General features: G+C 66.6%; 19 protein-coding genes. 7 read left to right on the top strand and 12 right to left on the bottom strand.

The window, feature by feature from the left end; genetic code table 11:
- Positions 1-22 precede the first annotated feature (22 nt).
- Both EJB06_RS12115 and EJB06_RS12110 read right to left on the bottom strand, forming a co-directional pair.
- Positions 23-2,437 (bottom strand): tetratricopeptide repeat protein, encoded by a 2,415-nt coding sequence (locus EJB06_RS12115; protein ID WP_126074269.1) that lies wholly within the window; start codon positions 2,435-2,437, stop codon positions 23-25.
- A gap of 10 nt (positions 2,438-2,447) precedes the next feature.
- A complete protein-coding gene (locus EJB06_RS12110; protein WP_126074268.1) occupies positions 2,448-3,056 on the bottom strand; it encodes a toll/interleukin-1 receptor domain-containing protein in 609 nt (202 codons plus the stop codon).
- A 187-nt stretch (positions 3,057-3,243) separates the two neighbouring features.
- On the opposite strand from EJB06_RS12110, the gene EJB06_RS12105 reads away from it, so the two are divergent.
- Positions 3,244-4,224, top strand: a complete 981-nt coding sequence (locus tag EJB06_RS12105) for an NADPH:quinone oxidoreductase family protein (RefSeq protein ID WP_126074267.1) — start codon at positions 3,244-3,246, stop codon at positions 4,222-4,224.
- 12 nt (positions 4,225-4,236) lie between these two features.
- Here the strand turns inward: EJB06_RS12105 and EJB06_RS12100 are convergent, their stop codons facing one another.
- From EJB06_RS12100 to EJB06_RS12090, 3 genes are read right to left on the bottom strand one after another with little or no spacing between them, the layout of a single operon-like run.
- A complete protein-coding gene (locus tag EJB06_RS12100; protein ID WP_229427039.1) occupies positions 4,237-6,063 on the bottom strand; it encodes a DUF885 domain-containing protein in 1,827 nt (608 codons plus the stop codon).
- A 3-nt stretch (positions 6,064-6,066) separates the two neighbouring features.
- On the bottom strand, positions 6,067-8,094 hold the full coding sequence (yoaA, locus tag EJB06_RS12095; protein WP_229427047.1) for a DNA repair helicase YoaA: 2,028 nt from the start codon (positions 8,092-8,094) through the stop codon (positions 6,067-6,069).
- Between the two features lie 43 nt (positions 8,095-8,137).
- Positions 8,138-8,338, bottom strand: a complete 201-nt coding sequence (locus EJB06_RS12090; protein WP_126074265.1) for a YdcH family protein — start codon at positions 8,336-8,338, stop codon at positions 8,138-8,140.
- A gap of 222 nt (positions 8,339-8,560) precedes the next feature.
- Here EJB06_RS12090 and EJB06_RS12085 point away from each other — a divergent pair, with 222 nt between their 5' ends.
- A complete protein-coding gene (locus tag EJB06_RS12085) occupies positions 8,561-9,367 on the top strand; it encodes a PP2C family protein-serine/threonine phosphatase (protein WP_126074264.1) in 807 nt (268 codons plus the stop codon).
- 46 nt (positions 9,368-9,413) lie between these two features.
- Here EJB06_RS12085 and EJB06_RS12080 read toward each other — a convergent pair whose 3' ends face one another.
- The 7 genes from EJB06_RS12080 to EJB06_RS12050 all read right to left on the bottom strand — a co-directional run bounded on the left by EJB06_RS12080 (position 9,414) and on the right by EJB06_RS12050 (position 17,773).
- Entirely contained in the window at positions 9,414-10,115 is a 702-nt protein-coding gene (locus tag EJB06_RS12080) for a hypothetical protein (protein ID WP_126074263.1), read from the bottom strand.
- A 32-nt stretch (positions 10,116-10,147) separates the two neighbouring features.
- Positions 10,148-11,245, bottom strand: coding sequence for a cell division protein ZapE (gene zapE, locus EJB06_RS12075; RefSeq protein WP_126074262.1), 1,098 nt, complete (start codon positions 11,243-11,245; stop codon positions 10,148-10,150).
- Between the two features lie 68 nt (positions 11,246-11,313).
- Entirely contained in the window at positions 11,314-12,747 is a 1,434-nt protein-coding gene (gene lpdA / locus EJB06_RS12070) for a dihydrolipoyl dehydrogenase (RefSeq protein ID WP_126074261.1), read from the bottom strand.
- A 16-nt stretch (positions 12,748-12,763) separates the two neighbouring features.
- The gene (locus tag EJB06_RS12065; protein ID WP_126074260.1) at positions 12,764-13,099 is read right to left on the bottom strand and encodes a PspC domain-containing protein; all 336 of its coding nucleotides are present in this window, start codon (positions 13,097-13,099) and stop codon (positions 12,764-12,766) included.
- A 67-nt stretch (positions 13,100-13,166) separates the two neighbouring features.
- Positions 13,167-14,453, bottom strand: a complete 1,287-nt coding sequence (gene odhB / locus EJB06_RS12060) for a 2-oxoglutarate dehydrogenase complex dihydrolipoyllysine-residue succinyltransferase (RefSeq protein WP_126074259.1) — start codon at positions 14,451-14,453, stop codon at positions 13,167-13,169.
- Between the two features lie 68 nt (positions 14,454-14,521).
- Positions 14,522-17,377, bottom strand: coding sequence for a 2-oxoglutarate dehydrogenase E1 component (locus EJB06_RS12055; RefSeq protein ID WP_126074258.1), 2,856 nt, complete (start codon positions 17,375-17,377; stop codon positions 14,522-14,524).
- A gap of 192 nt (positions 17,378-17,569) precedes the next feature.
- Complete coding sequence (locus EJB06_RS12050) at positions 17,570-17,773, bottom strand: hypothetical protein (protein ID WP_126074257.1); 204 nt, start codon at positions 17,771-17,773, stop codon at positions 17,570-17,572.
- Between the two features lie 29 nt (positions 17,774-17,802).
- Here EJB06_RS12050 and EJB06_RS12045 point away from each other — a divergent pair, with 29 nt between their 5' ends.
- Genes EJB06_RS12045 through EJB06_RS12025 form a run of 5 tightly spaced genes read left to right on the top strand, consistent with a single transcriptional unit; the run spans position 17,803 to position 22,162 of the window.
- A complete protein-coding gene (locus EJB06_RS12045; RefSeq protein WP_126074256.1) occupies positions 17,803-18,441 on the top strand; it encodes a PepSY-associated TM helix domain-containing protein in 639 nt (212 codons plus the stop codon).
- 11 nt (positions 18,442-18,452) lie between these two features.
- Positions 18,453-18,968: a DUF2271 domain-containing protein gene (locus tag EJB06_RS12040; protein WP_126074255.1), complete on the top strand. Its 516-nt coding sequence runs from the start codon at positions 18,453-18,455 to the stop codon at positions 18,966-18,968.
- Positions 18,969-18,977: 9 nt separating this feature from the next.
- The gene (locus tag EJB06_RS12035; RefSeq protein ID WP_229427038.1) at positions 18,978-19,811 is read left to right on the top strand and encodes a DUF4198 domain-containing protein; all 834 of its coding nucleotides are present in this window, start codon (positions 18,978-18,980) and stop codon (positions 19,809-19,811) included.
- Positions 19,812-20,822: an FAD:protein FMN transferase gene (locus EJB06_RS12030; protein ID WP_229427037.1), complete on the top strand. Its 1,011-nt coding sequence runs from the start codon at positions 19,812-19,814 to the stop codon at positions 20,820-20,822. It begins immediately after the preceding gene.
- Positions 20,819-22,162: a sulfite reductase subunit alpha gene (locus EJB06_RS12025; protein ID WP_126074254.1), complete on the top strand. Its 1,344-nt coding sequence runs from the start codon at positions 20,819-20,821 to the stop codon at positions 22,160-22,162. Before EJB06_RS12030 ends, EJB06_RS12025 begins: the two co-directional genes overlap by 4 nt.
- Positions 22,163-22,332: the final 170 nt, after the last annotated feature.

Raw genomic sequence — 22,332 nt, 5'->3', positions numbered from 1 at the left:
GTCCCGGCACCAACATTTTATGCTATTGGGCGCTCACCGGGCGCCCGCCGACCGCGTCGTTGAGCGCTTCCTGCAAGAACGACACCTCGTCCTGCGCAAGCGCCAGCAAGGCATCCTTGTCGTTGTGGCGCATATACACCTGGCGGATCAGGGCCATGCCGCGCTTGCGCAGCGGCTGCGGCACGTGGCGCCGCAGCACCGCCTTGCGCAGGCTGTCGGCCAGCGCGCGCGCCTCGCGTTCGCTGCAGCCGTCGATCAGCTCCTGCAGCTGCGCCAGCTTGTGGCTGAGGGTATCGGTCCCGCCGCTGTCGGGCGGGGCGTCGAGGATGCTGGTCGGACGCGCGCCGCCATCGAGGCGCGCCGCGCCGGGCGTGCCGGGCGGCGCGAACTGGCGCGCGCCGCCGTGGCCCGCTTCGGCCGGCTGGCGCGGCGCCGCCGTGGCCGCGGCCGGCCCCTGCCTGGCGCCGGCCGGGTCCGGATCGGCGCCGGCCAGCTTCTGGCGCAGGCGGCGCGCCGCGTCCAGGTCGCCCTGCTCGCTCAGGGTCGAGGCCAGCCGCAGCTGGCTGCTGAGGGTATCCGGATGGCCGGCGCCCAGGCTGCGCTCGCGGCTGCGCGCCACCAGTTCGAGCATCTCGCGCACGCCGGCCAGGTCGCTCTGGGCGGCCATGATCTCGGCCAGCAATTCGCGCGCCTGCATCGTCGCTGGATGGTCGGGGCCGGCATGGCGCTCGCGCGCCGCCAGCACGCCCTCCTGCAACTTGCGCGCATTGCCCAGGTCGCCCAGCTCGCGCAGCAGGGTCGACAGGTCCTGGGCGCAGCGCAGCGATTGCTCGTGTTCGGCGCCGAGCAGGCGTTCGCGCCCGTCCAGCACGCGCTCGTAGACCATGCGCGCACGGCTCAGTTCGCCGTGCCGGGCCAGCGTGCGCGCCTGTTCGGCCAGGCGGTCGAGGGTGTGCATGTGGGCCGCGCCGTACAGGCGCTCGCTGGCGTCGATGGTTTGCTCGTGCAGGGCCAGGGCGCGTCCGAAATCGCCGCGCCGGGCCAGGGTGGCGGCCAGGGCGGCGCGCGCCGCCAGGGTGTCCGGATGTTCGGGCCCCAGCAGGCGCGCGCAATCGTCGAGCAGCAATTCCTGCAGAAACTCGGCCTCGGCCAGGCGCCCGTCCTGGCCCAGCAGGGTGGCCAGCTGGGCGCGGCCGGCGCGGGTGTCGGCATGGTCGTCGCCCAGCAGGCGCTGGCGCAGGTGGATGCTTTCTTCGAGGCAGGCGATGGCGTCGGCGGCGCGGCCGGCGCACCGGTACAGCAGGCCGAGCTGGTGCAGGTCGCGCGCCAGCGGCAGCGACAGCGCCAGGTCGGGTCCGCCGCCGAGCCGCGCGCGCGCCGCCCCGATGGCGGCGGCCAGGCGCACTTCGGCATGCGATTGCCAGGGGAAATAGTTACCGAGGAACCAGTCGAGCAGGGTGTCGAAGGTGCGCGCCAGCGAAAAGCGGTCGGCGTCGCGTTCGCCGCCGTGGGCCGGCGGCCCGGCATCGGCCAGGGCGTGCAGCTGGGGCAGCTGGATTTCGTCGAAATAGCTGTCGAGCGAGACGCGCGCGACCCCGTAACACTGGCGCAGCAACTGTTCGATCACGCTCTGGTAGCCGGCCAGGGCCTTGTGCGGATCGCCGCGCCGCCACAGCAGGCGGCGCGCGCTGTCGGCGCTATCGATCGCGGCCGGCAGCGGGTACACCATCAGGGGGCGCTGCTCGGCTTCGTGGCTGCAGCGGTAATCGATGGCGCGCGTGACCACGCCGGCCAGGCCGTCCAGGCTGCGCCGGCTCGGCGTAAACAGCGCCACCAGCCGGCGCGGCAGCAAGGCGGTGCAGATGCTGACCTCGGCCGAACGTCCGCTGCGCGCGTCCACCAGCACATGGGCGAAGCGCTGCGTCATGAACTCGGCGAAACAGCGGAACAGCGCCGGACAGAGCTGGAACAAGCCATCCCAGTCGAAGCGGTCGGCGCGCTCGCCGTAGCTGTCGTCGAAGCTGCCGGCCCGCATCAGGTACAGCGGGCGGCTGAGGTCGACACGCTCGACGAACGGTTCCCAGTCGACCGCGTCGAGCACCTGGCGCGCCAGGGCGTTGTCGTCCTGCTCGTCGGCGTCCTGCGACCTGCGCACCGGATGGCCGCGCCCGAGCAGGCGCAACTGCTCGCGGCAGGCCTGGAAATATTCGAGCAGGCCTGGCCGCTCGCCGGCCAGCCCGAACGCATGGTGCAGGCCGGGCGAGACGGTGTCGAAATCGATCATCAGCACCGGCACGGTGGCGTCCTGGCGTCCGGCCAGCAGCACCGCCATGGTCGACAAGGCCACGCTGCGCGCGCTCGCGCTCTCGAACGAGTAGAACGTGGTCACGTCGCCGGGACCGGAACGCGGCGGCAGGGTAAGGCGTTGGATTTCCATGTTGCTCCTCTTATTTTTTCGGGAAAGACAGATCCGGCAGATCGCGCCACTCGGGTGGGACAGCGGGAAGCACGAATTGGTTGCAGTCATGGCACACGGGGGTGTACTTTTTTTGATACTGATAATGGATGACGATCCGGTCCACGATCCGCTTGATGTCGGGCAGGAAATCCGGGTGCGACTTCAGGTCGCCGGTGGCCATCGTGAAGTGCGAAAAATCCACGTAAAAACTCGAGGCGGCGATCTGCGGCGGCAGGCGCGCCGGGTGCATGGTCATGATCACGGGGATGATCAGGTGGCTGGGCATCGGATACCACTGGCTGCGCTCGGCCTCGATCGCCTGCATCGCGGCGAACTCGCGCCGCGTGTAGCCGTGCGCCTCGTACCTGGGGGTGTAGATCACGATCATGGTGACGCTCTCGCACAGGGCGCGCGCGATGCGGCGGTCGAGGTCGTCCCCGCCGCCAAGTTGTTCAGTGTCAATGAACAAGGCCTCTTCATTGTCAAAATAGGGTTCCAGATAGCAGCGGATGGCATCGGACAGGGAAGCCTTGAACCGGTTCATCAGCTCATAGCGGCCGTGGGCGTAACTGAAGAAACAGCCGTAACGGATTGCCATGTCAGCCTCCTGTCCTGTGGTCCCACTGCGCGCTCGCGCTGTCGACTGTAACAAGCACGCCGGGCGCGGCCTTGCGCACGCGCAAACGGCCGAGCCTCCCCGGCGCCCCACCCGCCCGCGGCAAATTCAGGCATAATCAAAAATCAAACGGTCGTACTATTTTTCAATAAAACAATCGGAGACACCAATGAAAGCCGTGGTTTGCAAAGCGTGGGGGCTGCCCGACAGCCTGGTAGTGGAACAACTGGCCGCCCCGGTGGCGGGAGCGGGCCAGGTGCTGGTCGATGTGCAGGCGGCCGGGGGCAACTTCCCCGACGTGCTGATCATCCAGGGCAAGTACCAGTTCAAGCCGGAGCTGCCGTTCACCCCGGGCAGCGAACTGTCGGGCGTGGTCGCCGCGCTGGGCGAGGGCGTGGCCAACGTCAGGGTGGGCGAGCGCGTGATCGCGTTTTCCGCCCAGGGCGCGTTCGCGCAGCAGATCGTGGTGCCGGCCCAGGCCGTCATGCCGATGCCGCCCGGGATGGATTTCGACACCGCCGCCGCCATCACCCTCACCTACGGCACCTCGCACCACGCGGTGGCCGACCGCGCCGCGCTCAAGGCCGGCGAAACCATGCTGGTGCTGGGCGCGGCCGGCGGGGTCGGGCTGGCCGCCATCGAAATCGGCAAGGCCCTGGGCGCGCGCGTGATCGCGGCGGCGTCGAGCGACGACAAGCTGGCGGTCTGCCGCGAACACGGCGCCGACGCCACCATCAACTACAGCACCCAGGACTTGCGCGAAGCGATCAAGGCGGCCACCGACGGCAAGGGTCCGGACGTGATCTACGACCCGGTCGGCGGGGTGTACGCCGAGCCGGCCTTCCGCTCGATCGGCTGGCGCGGGCGCTACCTGGTGGTGGGTTTTGCCAACGGCGAGATCCCCAGGCTGCCGCTGAACCTGACCTTGCTCAAGGGCGCCTCGCTGATGGGCGTATTCTGGGGCGAGTTCGCCAAGCGCGAACCGAAGGCCAACCTGGCGGCCATGCGCGAACTGATGGGATGGCTGGCCGAAGGCAAGATCCGGCCGCGCATTTCAGGGCGCTACGCGCTGGAACAGACGGCCCAGGCGCTCAACGACATGGCGGCGCGCAAGGTCACCGGCAAAGTGGTGATCCTGCCGCAAACGTGACAGCTGCCGCCCTTAGCGGGCCTGCCGGGCGATCCAGGCATTCATCTTGGTCTCCAGCAGCGCCAGCGGCAAGGTGCCGTCGGACAGCACCGCGTCATGGAATGTCGCCAGGCTGAACTTCTCGCCCAGCGCCGCCTGCGCGCGCTGGCGCAGTTCCATGATCTTCAAGGCGCCCACCTTGTAGCCCAGCGCCTGGCCCGGCCACGCCATGTAGCGCTCGGTCGCGTTGCGCGCATCGTCTTCCGTATTGCCGGCCTCGTCGACCAGGAAGCGGATCGTCTGTTCGCGCGTCCAGCCCTTGGCGTGCAGGCCGGTGTCGACCACCAGGCGCGCGGCGCGCATCATGTCGAGCATCAGGTGGCCGGCGTAGGCGTTCGGATCGTCGTACAGGCCCATTTCCTTGCCCAGCGATTCGGCGTACAGCGCCCAGCCTTCGATATACGCGTTGTTGCCGCCGAATTTGCGGAACTTGGGAATCGGCAGTTCCTGCTGCTTGGACAGCTGGAAGTGGTGGCCCGGATGGCCTTCGTGCAGGAACAGCGAGGTCATGCGCGTGCTGGCGTAGCTGGCCGGATCGGGAATCACGGCCCAGAAAATCCCGGGACGCGAGCCGTCCGCCGCCGCCGCCGTGTAATGGTCGGACGCGGTATCGCGCGACAGCGGCGGCTCGGCGCGGATCTCCAGCGGCGCCTTGGGCAGGGTCGCGAACAGGCGCGGCAGCATCGGCAGGATGCGCGCGTTCAGCGCGCGGTAAGCCTGCAGCACCTCTTCCTCGGTCTTGAACGGACGGTATTTGGCTTGCTGCGCCAGCCAGCGCGGCAAGCCGGCCGGCGCCCCTGTGTAGCCGAGCTTGGGCGCCAGCTTGGCGAATTCGGCATTGATGCGCGCCATCTCGGCCAGCCCGATGCGGTGGATTTCTTCCGGCGCCAGGGCGCTGGTGGTCTGCGAAGCCACCCAGGCGCGGTACCAGTTGCCGCCGTCCGGCAGGCTGCCCCAGCCCGATGTGTCGCGCGCGGCCGGCAGGTACTCGGTTTCCAGGAAGCCGGCCAGCTTGCGCAGCGAAGGCAGCACCTGCACCCGCACGGTTTCGCGGTAGGCGCCCGTCAGGCGCGCTTTCTCGCCCTTGGAAAAGGCCTCGGGCAGCGCGCGCGACGGCGCCGCGTACGCGCTGCTGTCGACCGTCGCGGCGGCCAGCGCCTTGATCTGCGGCAGCAGCGACTGCACCAGCGCCTTGGGCAGCACCACACCCTGCTTGATGCCGCTACGCATATTGGCGATGGCGGCGTCGGTCCACTGCGGCAGCGCCGCCAGGCGCTTCAGGTAAGCCTGCTGCTGGGCCACGGTGGCCAGCGGCTGCGCGCCGTCGCCGGCGCCAAAATTGGCCAGCAGCACGGGCAGGCTGTCCATGTGGTTCATCGGCAGCAGGTAATCCTTGAGCGGCTCGAAGCGCAGCAGGTTATTGACTTCGAAACCGAGGATGTCGTAGGTGGTCAGGTCGAGCGCAGCGAGCTTGCTGCGGTCGATGCGGGCCAGCTCGTTGCGCACCTCGTGCAGCATGGCGAACTGGCGCGCGCGCACCGAGGGCACGATGGTCATCGGCAGCAGGTCGTCGAAGCGGTTGTCGCCGGCGAAGGTGGCGTTGACCGGCTCGTAGCGCGCCTGTTCTTCGTAATAGCGTTCGGCCAGCCGGGCCAGCTGCGCGGCGGGATTCGCGCCCGCTTTGTCGGCGCCGGCCAGCGGCGGCGGCGCGGGAACCCGGGCCGGCGCCTGGCCGGCGGCGCCGGCGGCCAGGGTCGTGCCCATCAAGGCGGAAAGTATCAGCGAGCGCAGCACGGTCATGGCTTAGTCCTGGGGTTCTTGAGGCGGTTTGAAAAAGGCGATCACGTCTTCCTGCAGGCGAGTGCGCTTGAACGACGGCAGGCTCTGCCACACGCGCTTGCCGTAGGACTTGGAAATCAGGCGCGGGTCGCAGATCATCAGCACGCCGCGGTCGGTCTCGTCGCGGATCAGGCGCCCCGCGCCCTGCTTGAGGTTGATGATGGCCTCGGGCAGGGTGTGGTGCATGAAGCCGTTCAAGCCCTGCTTTTCCATGACGTCGATGCGCGCGGCCAGCACCGGGTCGTCGGGCGGGGCGAAGGGCAGCTTGTCGATGATGACGAGCGAGAGCGCATCGCCGCGCACGTCCACGCCTTCCCAGAAACTCTGGGAGCCGACCAGCACGCCGTTGCCGGCATTGCGGAAGGAGTCGAGCAGTTCGGTGCGGCCGCGCTCGCCCTGCACGAACAGCGGGAAGTCGAGCCCGCGCTTGGCGAACTCGTCGCGCAAGCGTTCGGACACCTGCTTGACCGCCCGGATCGTGGTGCACAGGAAGAAGGTGCGGCCGCCGGCCGCCTCGATCACCGGCAGCGCGCAATCGATGACGGCGTCGGTGTAGCCGAAGGAATTCGGTTCCGGCAAGCCGTTCGGCACGTACAGCAAGCCCTGCTGCTCGTAGTTGAACGGACTCGGCCAGGTCTTGGCCGGCTCGCCGGTCAGGCCCATCTGGTTCGAGAAATGCTTGAAGTCGTTCTTGACCGCCAGCGTGGCCGAGGTAAAGATCCAGCTGCGCGGCGTGCCTTCGCGCTGGTTGTTGAAGATCGGCGCGATCGACAGCGGCGTCTTGTGCAGTTGCAGGGACGAGGAAAAGGCTTCCACCCACAGCACCGCCTGGTCGCCTTCGACCACTTTACCCTTGCCGTCCTGTTTCCAGCCGTCCAGCGCGGCGGCCAGCTCGACCGCGCGCACGCGCACCTGTTCGATGGTCTCGGCGCGCGCGGCCTGGTCTTCGAGCACGCCGATCATCTCGGCCAGCTTGTCCTTGAGCGTGTTCAGGGCCGGGAAAAAATCGGAGGACGGCATGATCTGCGCCAGCGACAGGCGCATGATGTCTTGCGGGAAAGTCAGGCGCAGGTCGCGCGCGGCCTTTTCCACCACCATCACCACCTTGGCCCAGTCCGGTCCGCCGCGCGCGTGCGCCAGGCCCTCGGCCAGCACGTCGCGGCACAGTTCCAGGATCTGCGAGGTGGAGACGGTCTGGCCGAAGAACAGGGTGGCCGTGTCGGGCAGCTGGTGCGCTTCGTCGAAGATGATGGTATTGGCCGAGGGCAGCAGCTCGGCCACGCCGGTGTCCTTCAGCGCCACGTCGGCGAAGAACAGGTGGTGGTTGACCACCACCACGTCGGCCTGCTGGGCTTCGCGGCGCGCCTTCATCACGAAGCAATCCTGGTAGTACTGGCACTCGGCGCCCATGCAGGTGTCGCGGGTCGAGGTGACCAGGTTCCAGATCTGCGCATTTTCGGGCACCTTGGCCAGTTCGGCCTTGTCGCCCGAGCTGGTCATCTTGATGAAGCGCGAGATTTCGCGCAGGTTGCCGACATCGTCGCGCGAGGTCATGCGCCCGTTCTGCAGGGTGCGTTCCAGGTGGTAGTGGCAGACGTAGTTCGAACGGCCCTTGAGCAGGGCCACCGATACCGGGGCCTTGAGCGCGGCGCGCACGGTCGGTATGTCGCGCAGGAACAACTGGTCCTGCAAGTTCTTGGTGCCGGTCGAAATGATGGTCTTGCCGCCCCACAGCAGCGCCGGGACCAGGTAGGCGAAGGTCTTGCCGGTGCCGGTGCCGGCCTCGGCGATCAGGGTGCTCTGGTCGGCGATGGCCTGGGCGATCGACTTGGCCATCTCGGTCTGCGAGCGGCGCGGGCTGAAGCTGCCGACGGAAGGCGCAAGCGGGCCGCCCGCGCTGAACAGGCGGTCGACTTCGGCATCGTGTTTGCCTTCCGGCAGGGCCGGCGCGGCGGGTTCGCCGTCGGCGTGAAGCGGCGCGACGGGCGCCAGTGTAGGGTCGGTCAAAGTGGCATTTCAGTGAAGCGAAGAAGGATCAGGCCGGAACATCGGGCACCAATTGCATTTTCAACAGGGTAATATGGTCTTTCAGTTGCAATTTGCGCTTTTTGAGGCGGCGCAGCTGCAACTGGTCGTGGTGCCCGTCCAGGGTCAACATGTCTATGACAGCATCCAGGTCGCGATGTTCCACATCGAGTTCGATCAGGCGGCGCTGGATTTCGTGGGCATCGTTCATGTGTGGCATTCCAGACAAGTTCATTTCAAAAATTTCATCAACTGCAGCCGAAAAACGCATACAATCTGAAACAATTTTTGTCGCACAGAAAATAGTCGCTGCTTGCAAGCAGCAGCATACTCGGTGCATAGTTTAATCTACGGCGCGGTTGCAGCCAACAATATAGAATACGGCAGCCACGAGAGCCGTATGGTAACGCAGCCAGGACTTTACCCCAAGCATATGAACGTATACAAGATAGAAGCCGGTACCGCGCAGCACATCGGTAACCGAGCGGAGCAGACCAACCGCACCGCCCTGTTCACCGGCGCCCGTTCGCCCGGCTACATGATGGCGGTGCTGGCCGACGGCGTTTCCGGCGGCTCTGCCGCAGCCGACCAGGCCCTGCTGACGGCCAAGCAGCAATTCGACCTGTTCAAGCCGGGCGACGCCCCCAGCATCGAGCGCCTGCAAGGGCTGCTGCGCGACATCGTGCTGGAAACCCACACCGTGCTCAAGCTCAATGCCCTGACCAGCAAGAGCGAGCCGCATTCGACCTTCGTGGGGCTGATCATCACCCCCAAGGGCACGGCCGTGTGGGCGCACGTGGGCGATTCGCGCCTGTACCGCTTCGTGCGCGCCGAGTGCGTGGTGCGCACCAGCGACGTGCCGTATATCGAGCACCTGGTCGGCACCGACAAGCTGCCGCTGGAAGCGGCCAGGAACCACCGCCACTCGAAGCTGCTGTTCAATGTGCTCGGCAACAGCCGCAAGGAACCGTTCGTGGCCGTCGGCCACCACGAGAACCTGGCGGCGGGCGACACCTTCCTGCTGGCCTCGGACGGGCTGTGGCACTTCTTCACCGATAGCGAACTCGGTGCGGTGACCAGCAAGAACACCCCGCGCCAGGCCTCGGAGCTGCTGATCAACAAGGCGGTGGAACGCGCCCAGGGCAAGGGCGGCAACTGCACCATGGCCATCGTCAAGCTGGTCAAGCCGCCCAAGGAAGTGCCGAACTACACGGTGGAACGGATGCGCCGCGCGGTATAATCCGTCGTTCCCGGCCTCGGCGGCCCCCCTTGGCGGGAACGACGCGTCATTTGGTCATCTTGACTTCCTTCGGCTGCGCCGCCGCCTCCGCATCCCTGGCCGCCTTCTCGGCCTTCCTGGCGCTGGCCGCCTTCTTCTCTTCCACCTTGCGCTGGCGCTTCTCGGAATCGATGCGTTTCTGCTCGAAGGCTTGCGCGTTGGCCGCCCGTTGCGGCACGGCGGCCCGCTCTTCGGCGGCGATCCGCGCCAGCTTGGCCGCCTGCGCCGCCTGGCGCGCTTCCAGGGTCGGCTTCTTCGACGGCCCCTTCACTTTCGGCGGCGCTTCCACCGGCGCCGGGGTCGGATTGGCCGCCAGGCGCGCTTCTTCCGCTTCCGCCACCCGGATCGATTCGGCCACCGCCGCGTCGCGCGCGTCGGCCGAGGCCTTGCGCTGGAAGTGCTTGGCCTCGTCTTCCACCGCGTTCAGGTAGGCCAGGGTCACGCGCCGGTACTCGCTCGCTTCGTCTAGGCAGTCGTTGACGAAGAATTTCTCGTAGCAGGTCGCTTCGCTGTTGGCGTAGCGCGCTTCGGCGGCGGCGCGCTGGGTGCGCACCTGTTCGAGCTTGAGCGCGGCCTGTTCCAGCGATTCGGTGGCCGGCACCGGCGGCGCCATGCTGGTCGGCTGCAGGCCGGGCGTGCAGGCGGCCAGGCCGGCGGCCAGCGCCAGCGCGGCAAGCCGGATCGGGAGAAAAGCAAAGCGGTTGTTCATGTTCGGTGTCCTGTGGGCTGGTCGGGCGAAGGTCAGGAAAGGGCGTCGGCCGCGCCGCGGCGCTCCGCATCCATGTAGTCGCGCGACTGCATTTCGATAATACGCGAGACGGTGCGGTGAAACTCGTTCGACAGCGTCCCTTGCGTGTACAGCTGTTCCGGCGGCACGGCGGCCGACATCAGCAGTTTAACCTTGTGGTCGTAGAAGACGTCGATCAGCCAGGTAAACCGGCGCGCCTCGGACGACTGCGCGGCCGACATGGCCGGAATCCCCGACAGTACCACGGTGTGGAAGCGGCTGGCGATTTCGAGGTAGTCGTTCTGCGAGCGCGGCCCGCCGCACAGGGTCGCAAAATCGAACCAGATGATGCCGCCGGCGTGGCGCAAGGCGCGGATTTCGCGCTCTTCGATGCGGATGCGCGGGTCTTCGTCGGCCGTCTCGGCGATGCGCGCGTAGGCCGTGCGCAGCGCCTCGTCGGAGGCGGCGCCCAGCGGCGTGTAATAGCTCTCGACCTGCTCCAGCGCGCGCTTGCGGTAATCGATGCCGGCGTCGACGTTCATCACGTCGAGCCTGTCCTTGAGCAGGGCGATGGTGGGCAGCATGCGGTCGCGGTGCAGGCCGTCCGGGTACAGCAGGTCGGGGTCGTAGTTCGACGTCATGATGAAAGACACGCCGTTGTTGAACAGCGCCGTCAGCAGGTTGTACAGGATCATGGCGTCGGCAATATCCGACACGTGGAATTCGTCGAAGCAGATCAGGCGGTATTTCTTGGCGATGCGGCGCGCGACCTCGTCGAGCGGATCGGCCACGCCCTTGAGCTCATCGAGCTCGCGGTGCACGCCGCGCATGAATTCGTGGAAGTGCAGGCGCGTCTTGCGCACCACCGGCACCACCGAGTAAAAACTGTCCATCAAAAACGACTTGCCGCGCCCGACTCCACCCCACAGGTAGACCCCGCGCGGCACGTCCGGGCGGTTGATCAGGCGCTTGAACGTGGACGAGCGCTGCGCCCGGAAATCGACCCATTCTTCAAAGGCGCGCTGCAGGCGGTCGACCGCGCGCTGCTGCGCCGCGTCCGAGGTAAAGCCGCGTTGGGATAAGGCGTGCTGGTAGAACTCTTGGACATTCATCTGGGGAGGCAATGCGGAAAGCCGGGCGGGCCAATGGCATGCATCGGCGCGCCCGGCGGGGTACGGATTTAGAAGTTCAGCGTACGCTTGTCGACGGCGAGCGCGGCTTCCTTGGTCGCTTCGGACAGCGATGGGTGGGCGTGGCAGATGCGCGCGATGTCTTCCGCGGAGGCGCGGAATTCCATCGCGACGACCGCTTCCGAAATCAGTTCGGACGCCATCGGGCCGACGATGTGCACGCCGAGGATTTCATCGGTGCCCGCATCGGCCAGGAACTTGACCATGCCCGAGGTGTCGCCCAGCGCGCGCGCGCGGCCGTTGGCCATGAACGGGAAGGTGCCGGCCTTGTAGGCCACGCCGGCCGCTTTCAGCTGCTGCTCGGTCTGGCCGACCCAGGCGATTTCCGGCGAGGTGTAGATCACCCACGGAATCGTGTTGAAGTTGGTGTGGCCATGCTGGCCGGCGATACGCTCGGCCACGGCAACGCCTTCTTCTTCGGCCTTGTGCGCCAGCATCGGGCCGCGCACCACGTCGCCCACCGCCCACACGTTCGGCAGGTTGGTCTTGCAGTCGTCGTCCACCGCAATGAAGCCGCGCTCGTCGAGCTTGAGGCCGACGCTGTCGGCGCCCAGGCCGATCGTGTTCGGCACGCGGCCGATCGAGATGATCAGCTTGTCGAACACGGCGCTCTGCGCTTCGCCGGCGGCGTTGGCGTACTCCACCGTGACCTTGTCGCCGGCGGCGCTGACCTTGTTGATCTTCACGCCCAGGTTGATCGCCAGGCCCTGCTTGGTAAACAGCTTGTGCGCTTCCTTGGCGATCTGCTCGTCGACCGCGCCGAGGAAGGTCGGCAAGCCTTCCAGCACCGTGACCTTGGCGCCCAGGCGGCGCCACACGCTGCCCATTTCGAGGCCGATCACGCCGGCGCCGATCACGCCCAGGTTTTCCGGCACGGCGTCGATGGCCAGTGCGCCGGTGTTCGACAGGATCAGTTTTTCGTCGAACGGCGCGCCCGGCAGTTCACGCGCGTTGGAACCGGTGGCGATGACGACATGCTTGGCGCTGAGCGTCTCGGCGGCGGGGCCGGTGACGCTGATCTGGTAGCCGCCTTCGGCCGCGCCCGAGAAGGCGCCACGGCCGTGGAAGAAGGCGATCTTGTTTTTCTTGAACAGGAACAGGATGCCGTCGTTGTTCTGTTTGACGACGGTGTCCTTGCGCTTCAACATTTGCGGCAGGTTCAGCGCCAGGCCGGCGACGTCGATGCCGTGTTCGGCGAAGGCGTGGCCGGCGTGCTCGAAGTGTTCGGAGGACTGCAGCAGCGCCTTGGAAGGAATGCAGCCGACGTTGGTGCAGGTGCCGCCCGGTGCCGGACCGCCCTTGGCGTTCGCCCATTCATCGATACAGGCAACCTTGAAACCCAGTTGCGCGGCACGGATGGCGGCGATGTAGCCGCCGGGACCGGCGCCGATGACAACCACGTCGAATTGTTTTGCGTCACTCATTATTGATTCCCTTGTTTTATTCTTCTGGTACGAATACCCACATCAGCAGGTAGATCAGCAGGCCGAGCAGGAAGTACAGGGTAAACACCGTAAACACCAGGCGCCATACCCATGAATCCATGCCCGAGACCCGGGCCAGGCCGCCGCACACGCCGGAGATCCAGCGGTCGCCGCGCGTGCGGCGCAGCCGGGAAAACTCGCTGGCGAGGTCGCCGTTGCCGGGACCGGGGCCGAGGCTGGCCTTCTCTTGCTCGGCCAGCAGGCGCGCCTTGGCCTGTGAAAATTCGGCGTCGGACAGCGCGCCGGCCTGGTGCAGTTCGTGCAAACGCTTGATTTCGTCGGAGATATTCAATTATCCACCTATCCAAAACAATGGCGACGCACGCGCTGCGGCCAGCGCGCCAGCGTGCACCTTGTGCTTACAGGTCCAGCAGCAGACGCGCCGGATCTTCCAGCGTTTCCTTCATCGTGACCAGGCCCAGGACGGCTTCGCGGCCGTCGATGATGCGGTGGTCGTACGACATCGCCAGGTAGTTCATCGGACGCACCACGACCTGGCCGTTTTCGACGACGGCGCGGTCCTTGGTCGCGTGCACGCCCAGGATGGCCGACTGCGGCGGGTTGATGATCGGGGTCGACAGCATCGAGCCGAAGGTGCCGCCGTTCGAGATCGAGAAGGTACCGCCGGTCAGGTCTTCCAGGGTCAGCTTGCCTTCCTTGGCTTTCTGGCCGAATTCGCCGATCTTCTTCTCGATCTCGGCGATCGACATCTGGTCGGCGTTGCGCAGGATCGGCACCACCAGGCCGCGCGGCGAACCGACCGCGATGCCGATGTCGAAGTAGCCGTGGTAGACGATGTCGTTACCGTCGACCGAGGCGTTGATGATCGGGTACTTCTTCAGCGCGGCGACGGCGGCCTTGACGAAGAAGGACATGAAGCCCAGCTTGACGCCGTGCTCTTTCTCGAACTTGTCCTTGTACTTGTTGCGCAGGTCGATCACCGGCTGCATGTTCACTTCGTTGAACGTGGTCAGGATGGCGTTGGTCGACTGCGACTGCACCAGGCGCTCGGCGATACGGGCGCGCAGGCGGCTCATCGGCACGCGCTCTTCCGGACGCTCGCCCAGGCTGGCGACGGCCGGTGCGGCCACCTGCTGCAGCGGCGCCTTGGCTGGCGCGGCTGGCGCTGCCAGCGGAGCGGGAGCGGCTGGCTTGACGCCGCCGGGCTGGGTTGCGGAACCCAGCGCGCCCAGGACGTCGCCCTTGGTCACGCGGCCGTCGCGGCCGCTGCCGGCCACGTCGGACGTGGTCAGATTGTTATCGGCCAGCAGCTTGGCGGCGGCAGGCATGGCGACATTGGCTTTCGAGGCGATCGCGTTGATGGCGGCGGCGACCGGATCGGCGGCGGCCGGCGCGGCCTGCACGGGGGCGCTCGAAATCTGCAGCGGGCTCACTTGCGCCGACGCTTCGGTATCGATGATGGCGATGACTTCGCCGGCCACGACGGTGCTGCCGTCGGCCTTGAGGATCTGGGTGATGATGCCGGCCGATGGCGCTGGCAGTTCGAGGACGACTTTATCGGTCTCGATGTCGATCATGTTTTCGTCGCGCGTGACGGGCTCGCCGACTTTCTTGTGCCACGACAGCAGGGTCGCTTCCGCGACCGATTCCGACAGGACTGGGACTTTGACTTCGATTTGTGCCATGTAAAACTCCGTGTATTGTTTTTAGCAAGCGCCCCGCCGGGTGATCGATGCGGCGGGGCGCTCCGTCATTATTTGGTCAGGATGAAACCCTTGAGCTTCGAGAATGCGGTTTCCAGCAATTCCTTCTGCTGCGCATTGTGCTTGTCGCCGTAACCGACGGCAGGCGATGCCGAAGCCGGACGGCCCGCATACGCCAGGCGCTGGCCCGATTCCATGCTCTCGAAGATGTTGTGCTGGATCTGGAACCATGGCCCCTGATTCTGCGGCTCATCCTGGGTCCACACCACTTCGGTCGCGTTCGGGAACTTTTTCAGTTCGGCCGCGAACGACTTGTGCGGGAACGGATACAGCTGTTCGATACGGATGATGGCAACATCGCTCTGGCCGCGCGTCTTGCGGCTGTTGACCAGGTCGTAGTAGACCTTGCCCGAGCAGGCGATCACGCGCTTGACCTTCTTGGCGTCGATTTTCTCGTCGACTTCGCCGATCACGGTGTGGAACATGCCCTTGGCCAGTTCGGCCAGCGGCGAGCTGGCGTCCTTGTTACGCAGCAGCGACTTCGGCGTCAGGATGACCAATGGCTTCCTGAACTGGCGCACCATCTGGCGGCGCAGCAGGTGGAAGATCTGCGAGCCGGTGGTCGGCTGCACGACCTGCATATTGTTGTCCGCGCACAGCTGCAGGAAGCGTTCCGGACGCGCCGACGAGTGCTCCGGCCCCTGGCCTTCGTAACCGTGCGGCAGCATCATCACCAGGCCCGAAGCGCGGCCCCATTTGACTTCGCCGGACGCGATGAACTGGTCGATCACGACCTGGGCGCCGTTGGCGAAGTCGCCGAACTGGGCTTCCCAGATGGTCAGGGTGTTCGGCTCGGCGGTCGAGTAGCCGTATTCGAAGGCCAGCACCGCTTCTTCCGACAGCACCGAGTCGATCACGACGAACGGCGCCTGGCCTTCCGACACATTGCACAGCGGGACGTAGGTGCCTGCATCCCAGCGTTCGCGGTTCTGGTCGTGCAGCACGGCGTGGCGGTGGGTGAAGGTGCCGCGGCCGGCATCCTGGCCCGACAGGCGGATGGCGTAGCCGGACGAGACCAGCGACGCGTAAGCGAGGTGCTCGCCCATGCCCCAGTCCAGGTTCAATTCGCCACGGCCCATGGAGGCGCGGTCGGCCAGCACTTTTTCGACCAGCGAGTGGACCTTGAAGTTTTCAGGCAGGGTGGTGATGCGGGTCGCCAGGCGCTTGAGTTCCGTCATCGGCACGGCGGTGTCGGCGCTGTCGGTCCATTTGCGGTTCAGGAACGGCAGCCAGTCGACCGCGTACTTGTTCTTGAAGTTCGAGATGACCGGATCGATCGTGTGCTTGCCGGCGTCCATGGCGTCGCGGTAGGCCGAGACCATCTTGTCGCCGCCGTCGGCCGCCAGGGTGCCCTGGGCGATCAGCTTGTCCGCGTACAGCTTGCGGGTGCCAGGATGCTGGCCGATCTTCTTGTACATCAGCGGCTGGGTCAGCGCCGGGGTATCCTGCTCGTTGTGGCCGAGCTTGCGGTAGCAGATGATGTCGACGACGACGTCTTTCTTGAACTGGACGCGGTAGTCGAGCGCGATCTGGGTGGCCAGCACGACCGCTTCAGGGTCGTCGCCGTTCACGTGCAGTACCGGCGCTTCGATCATCTTGACCACGTCCGAGCAGTACAGGGTCGAACGCGCATCGCGCGGATCCGACGTGGTGAAGCCGATCTGGTTGTTGATCACGATGTGCACCGTGCCGCCCGTGCCGTAGCCGCGGGTCTGGGCAAGGTTCAGCGTTTCCATGACCACGCCCTGGCCGGCGAACGCGGCGTCGCCGTGGACCAGGATCGGCAGCACTTGCGCGCCGTCCTTGTCGCCGCGGCGCTCCATGCGCGCCTTGACCGAACCCTCGACGACCGGGTTGACGATCTCCAGGTGCGAGGGGTTGAAGGCCAGCGACAGGTGCACCGGACCGCCGGCGGTCGAGATATCGCTCGAGAAGCCCTGGTGGTACTTGACGTCGCCCGACGGCAGGTCGTCGCCGTGCTTGCCTTCGAATTCTTCGAACAGTTCCTGCGGCGATTTGCCCAGGGTGTTGACCAGCACGTTCAGGCGGCCGCGGTGGGCCATGCCGATGACGATTTCCTGCACGCCCTTTTCACCGGCGCGCTGGATGGTTTCGTCGATCGAGGCGATGAACGATTCGGAGCCTTCCAGCGAGAAGCGCTTGGCGCCGACGTATTTGGTGTGCAGGTAGCGCTCCAGGCCTTCGGCGGCCGTCAGGCGTTCGAGGATGTGGGCTTTTTTCTCGGCCGTGAAGTTCGGGGTCGAGCGGATCGCTTCGAGTTTCTCCTGCAGCCAGCGCTTTTCCGCCGGATCGCCGATGTACATGAATTCGGCGCCGATCGAACGGCAGTAGGTATCGCGCAGCAGGTTCAGCAGGTCGCGCAGGGACGCGGTCTCGGGGCCGAAGTAGGTATTGCTGATGTTGAACACGATGTCCATGTCGGCATCGGTGAAGCCGTAGAAGGCCGGATCGAGTTCCGGGATCATCGGACGTTCCTGGCGCTGCAGCGGGTCCAGGTTGGCCCACTGGGAGCCGAGATAGCGGTAGGCGGCGATCAGCTGGGTGACGGCGACGCGCTTGCGCCCCATTTCGGCGTCGGCGGACGCGGTCACGACACGGATCGGGCCTGCCTTGGCGCGCTCGGCGAACGAGGCGATGACGGATGCATGGGCAACGTCGGGTTTGTTGGAGCCGTCGACCGCAGGGACGTTCTGCATGGAGTCGAAATAGGCGCGCCAGTTATCCGGCACCGAGCCTGGGTTGTCGAGGTAGGCCTCGTACAGCTCTTCAACGTACGGCGCATTACCACCGAACAAATAGGAGTTCGCGGTTTGTTCTTGCATCATCTTGCTCACCTTTCTTCGCGCTTCGCGAGTTTGGCGGGTTAATCTAACCTTCCGCGACACGGCCTGACCGGTTAGCGGATTGCACATCAAGTTGTGGGGAAGGACTTGTAAAGCTCGCAGCATTCTTACGAGGTCGGAAGAATAGCACGCGTATTGTAGCCTAACATTCCACCTCGCGAAAAAAGTTGCCGATCATCTTTTTTGATTGGGCGATGCCAAAACCACGACTTTGGCGCCAATAAATTGACACATCACAATTTTATCGCTAGTTAGCAGCGCGTTTTCTTGCGCCAGCGCAGGGACAAACCGGGTCCACTGTGCTTGGAGGCAAGCGATTGTTGCGTATTGTAAATGTCCGATGGCGCCATTGACCGAGCAAATGATAATAGTTATCATTTGCGTTTAGCTCCTTGACGGAAGTACCGATGTCCTCCCCTGCCACGCTCCCCAGCGCCAGCCGCGCCGCCTGGCTCAAGAACCTGCACCGCTGGCACTGGATCAGTTCGGCCTTGTGCCTGATGGGCATGCTCCTGTTCAGCATCACCGGCATCACGCTCAACCACGCCAGCCAGATCGAGGCCAGGCCGGCGGTCAGCAAGCGCAAGGCCACCCTGCCCGCGCCCCTGTTGCGCGACCTGGAGCAGGCGGCCAGCGAGCACGCCGACGCGCGCGCGCCGCTGCCGCCGCGCGTGGCCAGCTGGGCCGACCGCGAGTTCGGCCTCGACCTCGGCGCCGTCGACGCCGAATGGAGCGAGGAAGACGCCTATGTGGCGCTGCCGCGTCCGGGCGGCGACGCCTGGCTGAGGATTGCCGTCGACGGCGCCGCCGAATACGAAAAGACCGACCGCGGCATGGTGTCCTGGCTCAACGACCTGCACAAGGGCCGCAACGCGGGCCCGGTGTGGGGCTGGTTCATCGATATTTTTGCGGTGGCCTGCGTGGTGTTTTCGCTGACCGGTTTCCTGATCATGAAACTGCACGCCGCCAACCGCCCGTCCACCTGGCCGGTGATCGGCGCCGGCATCCTCATGCCGCTGCTGCTCGCCCTCTTGTTTACCCACTGACTGACCCCACGATGAAACTACAACACACGCTTGCCCTTACCCTCCCCATGCTGAGCGGCTGGGCCGTCGGCGCCGACCTCGCCGTCAAGTTCGAAATCCCGCAACTGAACGTGGCCGAATACCACCGTCCGTACGTGGCCATGTGGCTCGAGCGCGCCGACCAGAGCGTGGCGGCCAACCTGTCGGTGCTGTACGACGTCAAGAAGAAGGACAACGCCGGCACCAAGTGGGTCAAGGACCTGCGCACCTGGTGGCGCAAGGCGGGCCGCGACGTGGAACTGCCGCTGGACGGCGTGAGCGGCGCGACGCGCTCGGCGGGCGAGCAGAGCATCAGCTTCGGACCGGCGCGCACCGGCATCGACAAGCTGCCGGCCGGCGACTACAAGCTGGTGATCGAAGCGGCGCGCGAATCGGGCGGGCGTGAACTGGTGCGCGTTCCCTTCAGCCTGCCGCTCAAGGGCAAGCAAACCTTCAGCGCGCGCGGCAAGGAAGAACTCGGCGCGGTTTCCCTCCAGATCACCCCTTAATTGACGACCATGACCAACTTCACGATGAAAAAGACCCTGCTTGCCCTCGGCCTGGCCGCCCTGTCGCTGAGCGCCTCCGCGCACCGCGGCTGGCTGTACCCGCAAGCGACCATGGTCGAAGCGAAGGAACCGTGGGTGACCATCGACGGCGCCATTTCGGAAGGCCTGTTCGACATCGAACACGTCGCCCTCAGGCTCGACGCGGCCACCGTCACCGATCCGGATGGCGTGGTCACGCCGGCGCCGGCCGGCTACACCGGCAGGCAGCGCGCCACCTTCGACCTGAAGATGGCCAAGAGCGGCACCTACAAGATCAGTCTCGTCAGCCGCAACGTGATGGCCAGCTACAAGGACAAGGCCGGAGAAGCCAAGCGTTTCCGCGGCAGCGAGGACGCCTTTGCCAAGGAAGTGCCGAGCGACGCGCAGGAGCTGAAAACCACCTACGCCCACCAGCGCCTGGAGACGTTCGTGAGCGCCAACAAGACCAGCGACGGCGCCTTCAAGCCGAGCGGCGTGGGCCTGGAGATGATCCCGCTGACCAATCCGACCGACCTGCGCGCCGGCGAAACGGCCAGATGGCGCTTCCAGCTCGACGGCAAGCCGCTGCCGAAGTTCGCCTTCAGCCTGATTCCGGGCGGCGTGCGCTATCGCGGCGTGCTCGGCGAAGTGCGCCTGGAAACCGACGCCAAGGGCGAGGTGGCGGTGACCCTGCCGGCCCCCGGCATGTACTGGCTCAACGCCGGCTTCCCGGCGGCCCAGGCCAAAGGCGCGGCCCCGGCCGACGCACCGGCCGTGACGCGCCGCTACAGCTACGCCGCCACGCTCGAAGTGCTGCCAGAGTAAATGCGGCGCCGCGTTCTCGTCCCCCTCGCGATCGCGCCGGCCCTGCCGCCGCGCGCCAGCACCCTGCTCGACCTGGGCGGCAGCAGCATGGGCACCAGCTGGTCGGCGCGCGTGATGGCGCCGCCGGGCGCCGGGCCGGCCGTGCTGGAATCCCTGCAGCGCCAGCTGGACCTGGTGGTGGCGCAAATGAGCCACTGGGATCGCGACTCCAACCTGAGCCGCTTCAACAGCGCCCCGGCGGGCAACTGGCACCGCCTGCCTGACGCCTTCTTCACGGTGCTCAGCTACGCGCTGGAGGTGGCCGAGGCCAGCGGCGGCGCCTACGATCCCTGCGCCGGCGCCCTGGTCAACGCCTGGGGTTTCGGCGCGCGCCAGCGCTATAACGAAGCCAATTTTTATGCGCCGCTGCCGGCGGCCACGCAAGCCATCGTGGCGCGCGCCGACCGCCAGCGCCTGCAACTGGACCGCGCCAGCCGGCGCGCGCTGCAGCCGGGCGGCGTGCAGATCGACCTGTCCTCGGTGGCCAAGGGCTATGCGGTCGACCTGCTGGCGCGCTGCCTGGAAGCGCAGGGCCTGCACCACTACCTGGTGGAGATCGGCGGCGAATTGCGCGGCGCCGGCACCAAGGCCGACGGCCAGCCGTGGTGGGTCGCGCTGGAAGGCGTGCCGGGCGCGGGCGACGGCGCGGCGCCGACCACGGTGGCGCTGCACGGGCTGGCCATCGCCACCTCGGGCGACTACCGGCGCTACTTCGAGCATGGGGGCCGGCGCGCCTCGCACACGCTCGACCCGCGCACGGGCGCGCCGATCCGCAACGACGTGGCCTCGGTCACGGTGCTGCATGCCGAATGCATGGCCGCCGATGCCCTCTCGACCGCGCTGTCGGTGCTCGGGCCCGAACAAGGACTGGCGCTGGCCGAACGCCAGAACGTGGCGGCGCGCTTCCTGCTGCGCCATCAAGGCGCGCTGCGCGAAGTCGTCTCCACCGCCTACGAGGAATTACTCCAATGATCACTGTCGATCCGGTCCGCTGGGGCGGCGCCGCCGCCGCCGTGGCGGCCTACGCGGGCATGTGCCTGGCCCTGCTGCGCGCGCGCCGCGCCGTGCACAAGGACAGCGGCGGCGGCAAGGCCGACTGGCTGGTGGCCTATGCCAGCCAGACCGGCACCGGCGAAGCGCTGGCCGAACACACGGTGGCGACGCTGCGCACCGGCGGCCTGGCGGCGCGCGCAATCAGCGTCGAGCACCTGGACCAGGCCACCTTGCGCGGCGCGGCGCGCATCCTGTTCATCGCCAGCACCTACGGCGAGGGCGATGCGCCCGACAGCGCGGCGCGCCTGGCGCGCCTGCTCGCCCAGCCGGGCATGGCGCTCGGCCAGCTGCACTACGCCGTGCTGGCGCTGGGCGACAGCAGCTACGCCAATTACTGCGGCTTCGGGCGCCGCCTGGACGCCGCCTTGCGGCAGTGCGGCGCGCAGGCGCTGTTCGAGCGGGTCGAAGTGGACCGCGGCCGCAGCGCCGCCATCGAGGCGTGGCAGCATCACCTGAGCCACCTGGCCGGCACCAGCGACGCCCCCGACTGGAGCGCCCCAGGCTACGGCGACTGGCGCATCGCAGCGCGCCGCCTGCTCAATCCCGGCAGCGCCGGCGCGCCGGTGTACCGCATCGACCTGCTGCCGGCCGCCGGCCCCCTGCCCGCATGGGAAGCGGGCGACCTGGTGCAGGTGAGCGCGCCGGGCGACCCGGACTATCCGCGCGAGTATTCGATCGCCTCGACCATGGCTGAAGGGCGCCTGTCGCTGCTGGTGCGCCTGCACGCGCGCGAGGACGGCACCCTGGGCATGGCCTCGGGCTGGCTGTGCCGCGAGGCGCAGGAGGATGCGCCGCTGCTGCTGCGCGTGCGCCAGCACAGCCGCTTCCGGATCGGCGAGAATGCCGCGCGGCCGCTGATCTTGATCGGCAACGGCACCGGCATCGGCGGCCTGCGCGCGCACCTGCAAAGCCGCGCCGACGCAGGCCGGGCGCGCAACTGGCTGGTGTTCGGCGAGCGCCAGGCCGCGCATGACGATTTTTGCGCGGCCGATATCGCCGCCTGGCGCCAGGCCGGCATGCTGGAGGCCGTCAGCCTGGTGTTTTCGCGCGACGGCGGCAGCGAACGCTATGTGCAGCATGCGCTCGCCGCGCAAGCCGCCCGGCTGCGCGCGTGGGTGGCGGACGGCGCCGCGATCTATGTCTGCGGCAGCCTGCAAGGCATGGCCGGGGCCGTGCACGCGACGCTGGAAACGGTGCTCGGCAGCGACACCGTCGCCATGCTCGACGAGAGCGGACGCTATCGGCGTGATGTGTACTGATGACACTTTTTACGTCCGAAACTATGCCAATTGCATAAGCTTGCCGATTTCACCAAATACGAATACGAATCGTGTTGATAACGATTCTCATTTACATGCTTTTACATTTCTCCTACAATGACTAGATTGTTGGCAATTTATGTCCAACCTAACCACGTCGAAGAAGAGAA

The sequence above is a fragment of the Massilia atriviolacea genome (genome assembly GCF_003953935.1).
In the GTDB taxonomy this organism is placed as follows: domain Bacteria; phylum Pseudomonadota; class Gammaproteobacteria; order Burkholderiales; family Burkholderiaceae_D; genus Telluria_A; species Telluria_A atriviolacea.
Note: the sequence above shows the minus strand (reverse complement) of the source record. Positions and strands in the feature narration are given on the sequence as shown.

Coding starts and splice junctions, on each gene's coding strand:
- EJB06_RS12115 (WP_126074269.1), bottom strand. CDS start 2,437: ATGGAAATCCAACGCCTTACCCTGCCGCCGCGTTCCGGTCCCGGCGAC.
- EJB06_RS12110 (WP_126074268.1), bottom strand. CDS start 3,056: ATGGCAATCCGTTACGGCTGTTTCTTCAGTTACGCCCACGGCCGCTAT.
- EJB06_RS12105 (WP_126074267.1), top strand. CDS start 3,244: ATGAAAGCCGTGGTTTGCAAAGCGTGGGGGCTGCCCGACAGCCTGGTA.
- EJB06_RS12100 (WP_229427039.1), bottom strand. CDS start 6,063: ATGACCGTGCTGCGCTCGCTGATACTTTCCGCCTTGATGGGCACGACC.
- EJB06_RS12090 (WP_126074265.1), bottom strand. CDS start 8,338: ATGAACGATGCCCACGAAATCCAGCGCCGCCTGATCGAACTCGATGTG.
- EJB06_RS12085 (WP_126074264.1), top strand. CDS start 8,561: ATGAACGTATACAAGATAGAAGCCGGTACCGCGCAGCACATCGGTAAC.
- EJB06_RS12080 (WP_126074263.1), bottom strand. CDS start 10,115: ATGAACAACCGCTTTGCTTTTCTCCCGATCCGGCTTGCCGCGCTGGCG.
- zapE (WP_126074262.1), bottom strand. CDS start 11,245: ATGAATGTCCAAGAGTTCTACCAGCACGCCTTATCCCAACGCGGCTTT.
- lpdA (WP_126074261.1), bottom strand. CDS start 12,747: ATGAGTGACGCAAAACAATTCGACGTGGTTGTCATCGGCGCCGGTCCC.
- odhB (WP_126074259.1), bottom strand. CDS start 14,453: ATGGCACAAATCGAAGTCAAAGTCCCAGTCCTGTCGGAATCGGTCGCG.
- EJB06_RS12055 (WP_126074258.1), bottom strand. CDS start 17,377: ATGATGCAAGAACAAACCGCGAACTCCTATTTGTTCGGTGGTAATGCG.
- EJB06_RS12050 (WP_126074257.1), bottom strand. CDS start 17,773: ATGATAACTATTATCATTTGCTCGGTCAATGGCGCCATCGGACATTTA.
- EJB06_RS12045 (WP_126074256.1), top strand. CDS start 17,803: ATGTCCTCCCCTGCCACGCTCCCCAGCGCCAGCCGCGCCGCCTGGCTC.
- EJB06_RS12040 (WP_126074255.1), top strand. CDS start 18,453: ATGAAACTACAACACACGCTTGCCCTTACCCTCCCCATGCTGAGCGGC.
- EJB06_RS12035 (WP_229427038.1), top strand. CDS start 18,978: ATGACCAACTTCACGATGAAAAAGACCCTGCTTGCCCTCGGCCTGGCC.
- EJB06_RS12030 (WP_229427037.1), top strand. CDS start 19,812: ATGCGGCGCCGCGTTCTCGTCCCCCTCGCGATCGCGCCGGCCCTGCCG.
- EJB06_RS12025 (WP_126074254.1), top strand. CDS start 20,819: ATGATCACTGTCGATCCGGTCCGCTGGGGCGGCGCCGCCGCCGCCGTG.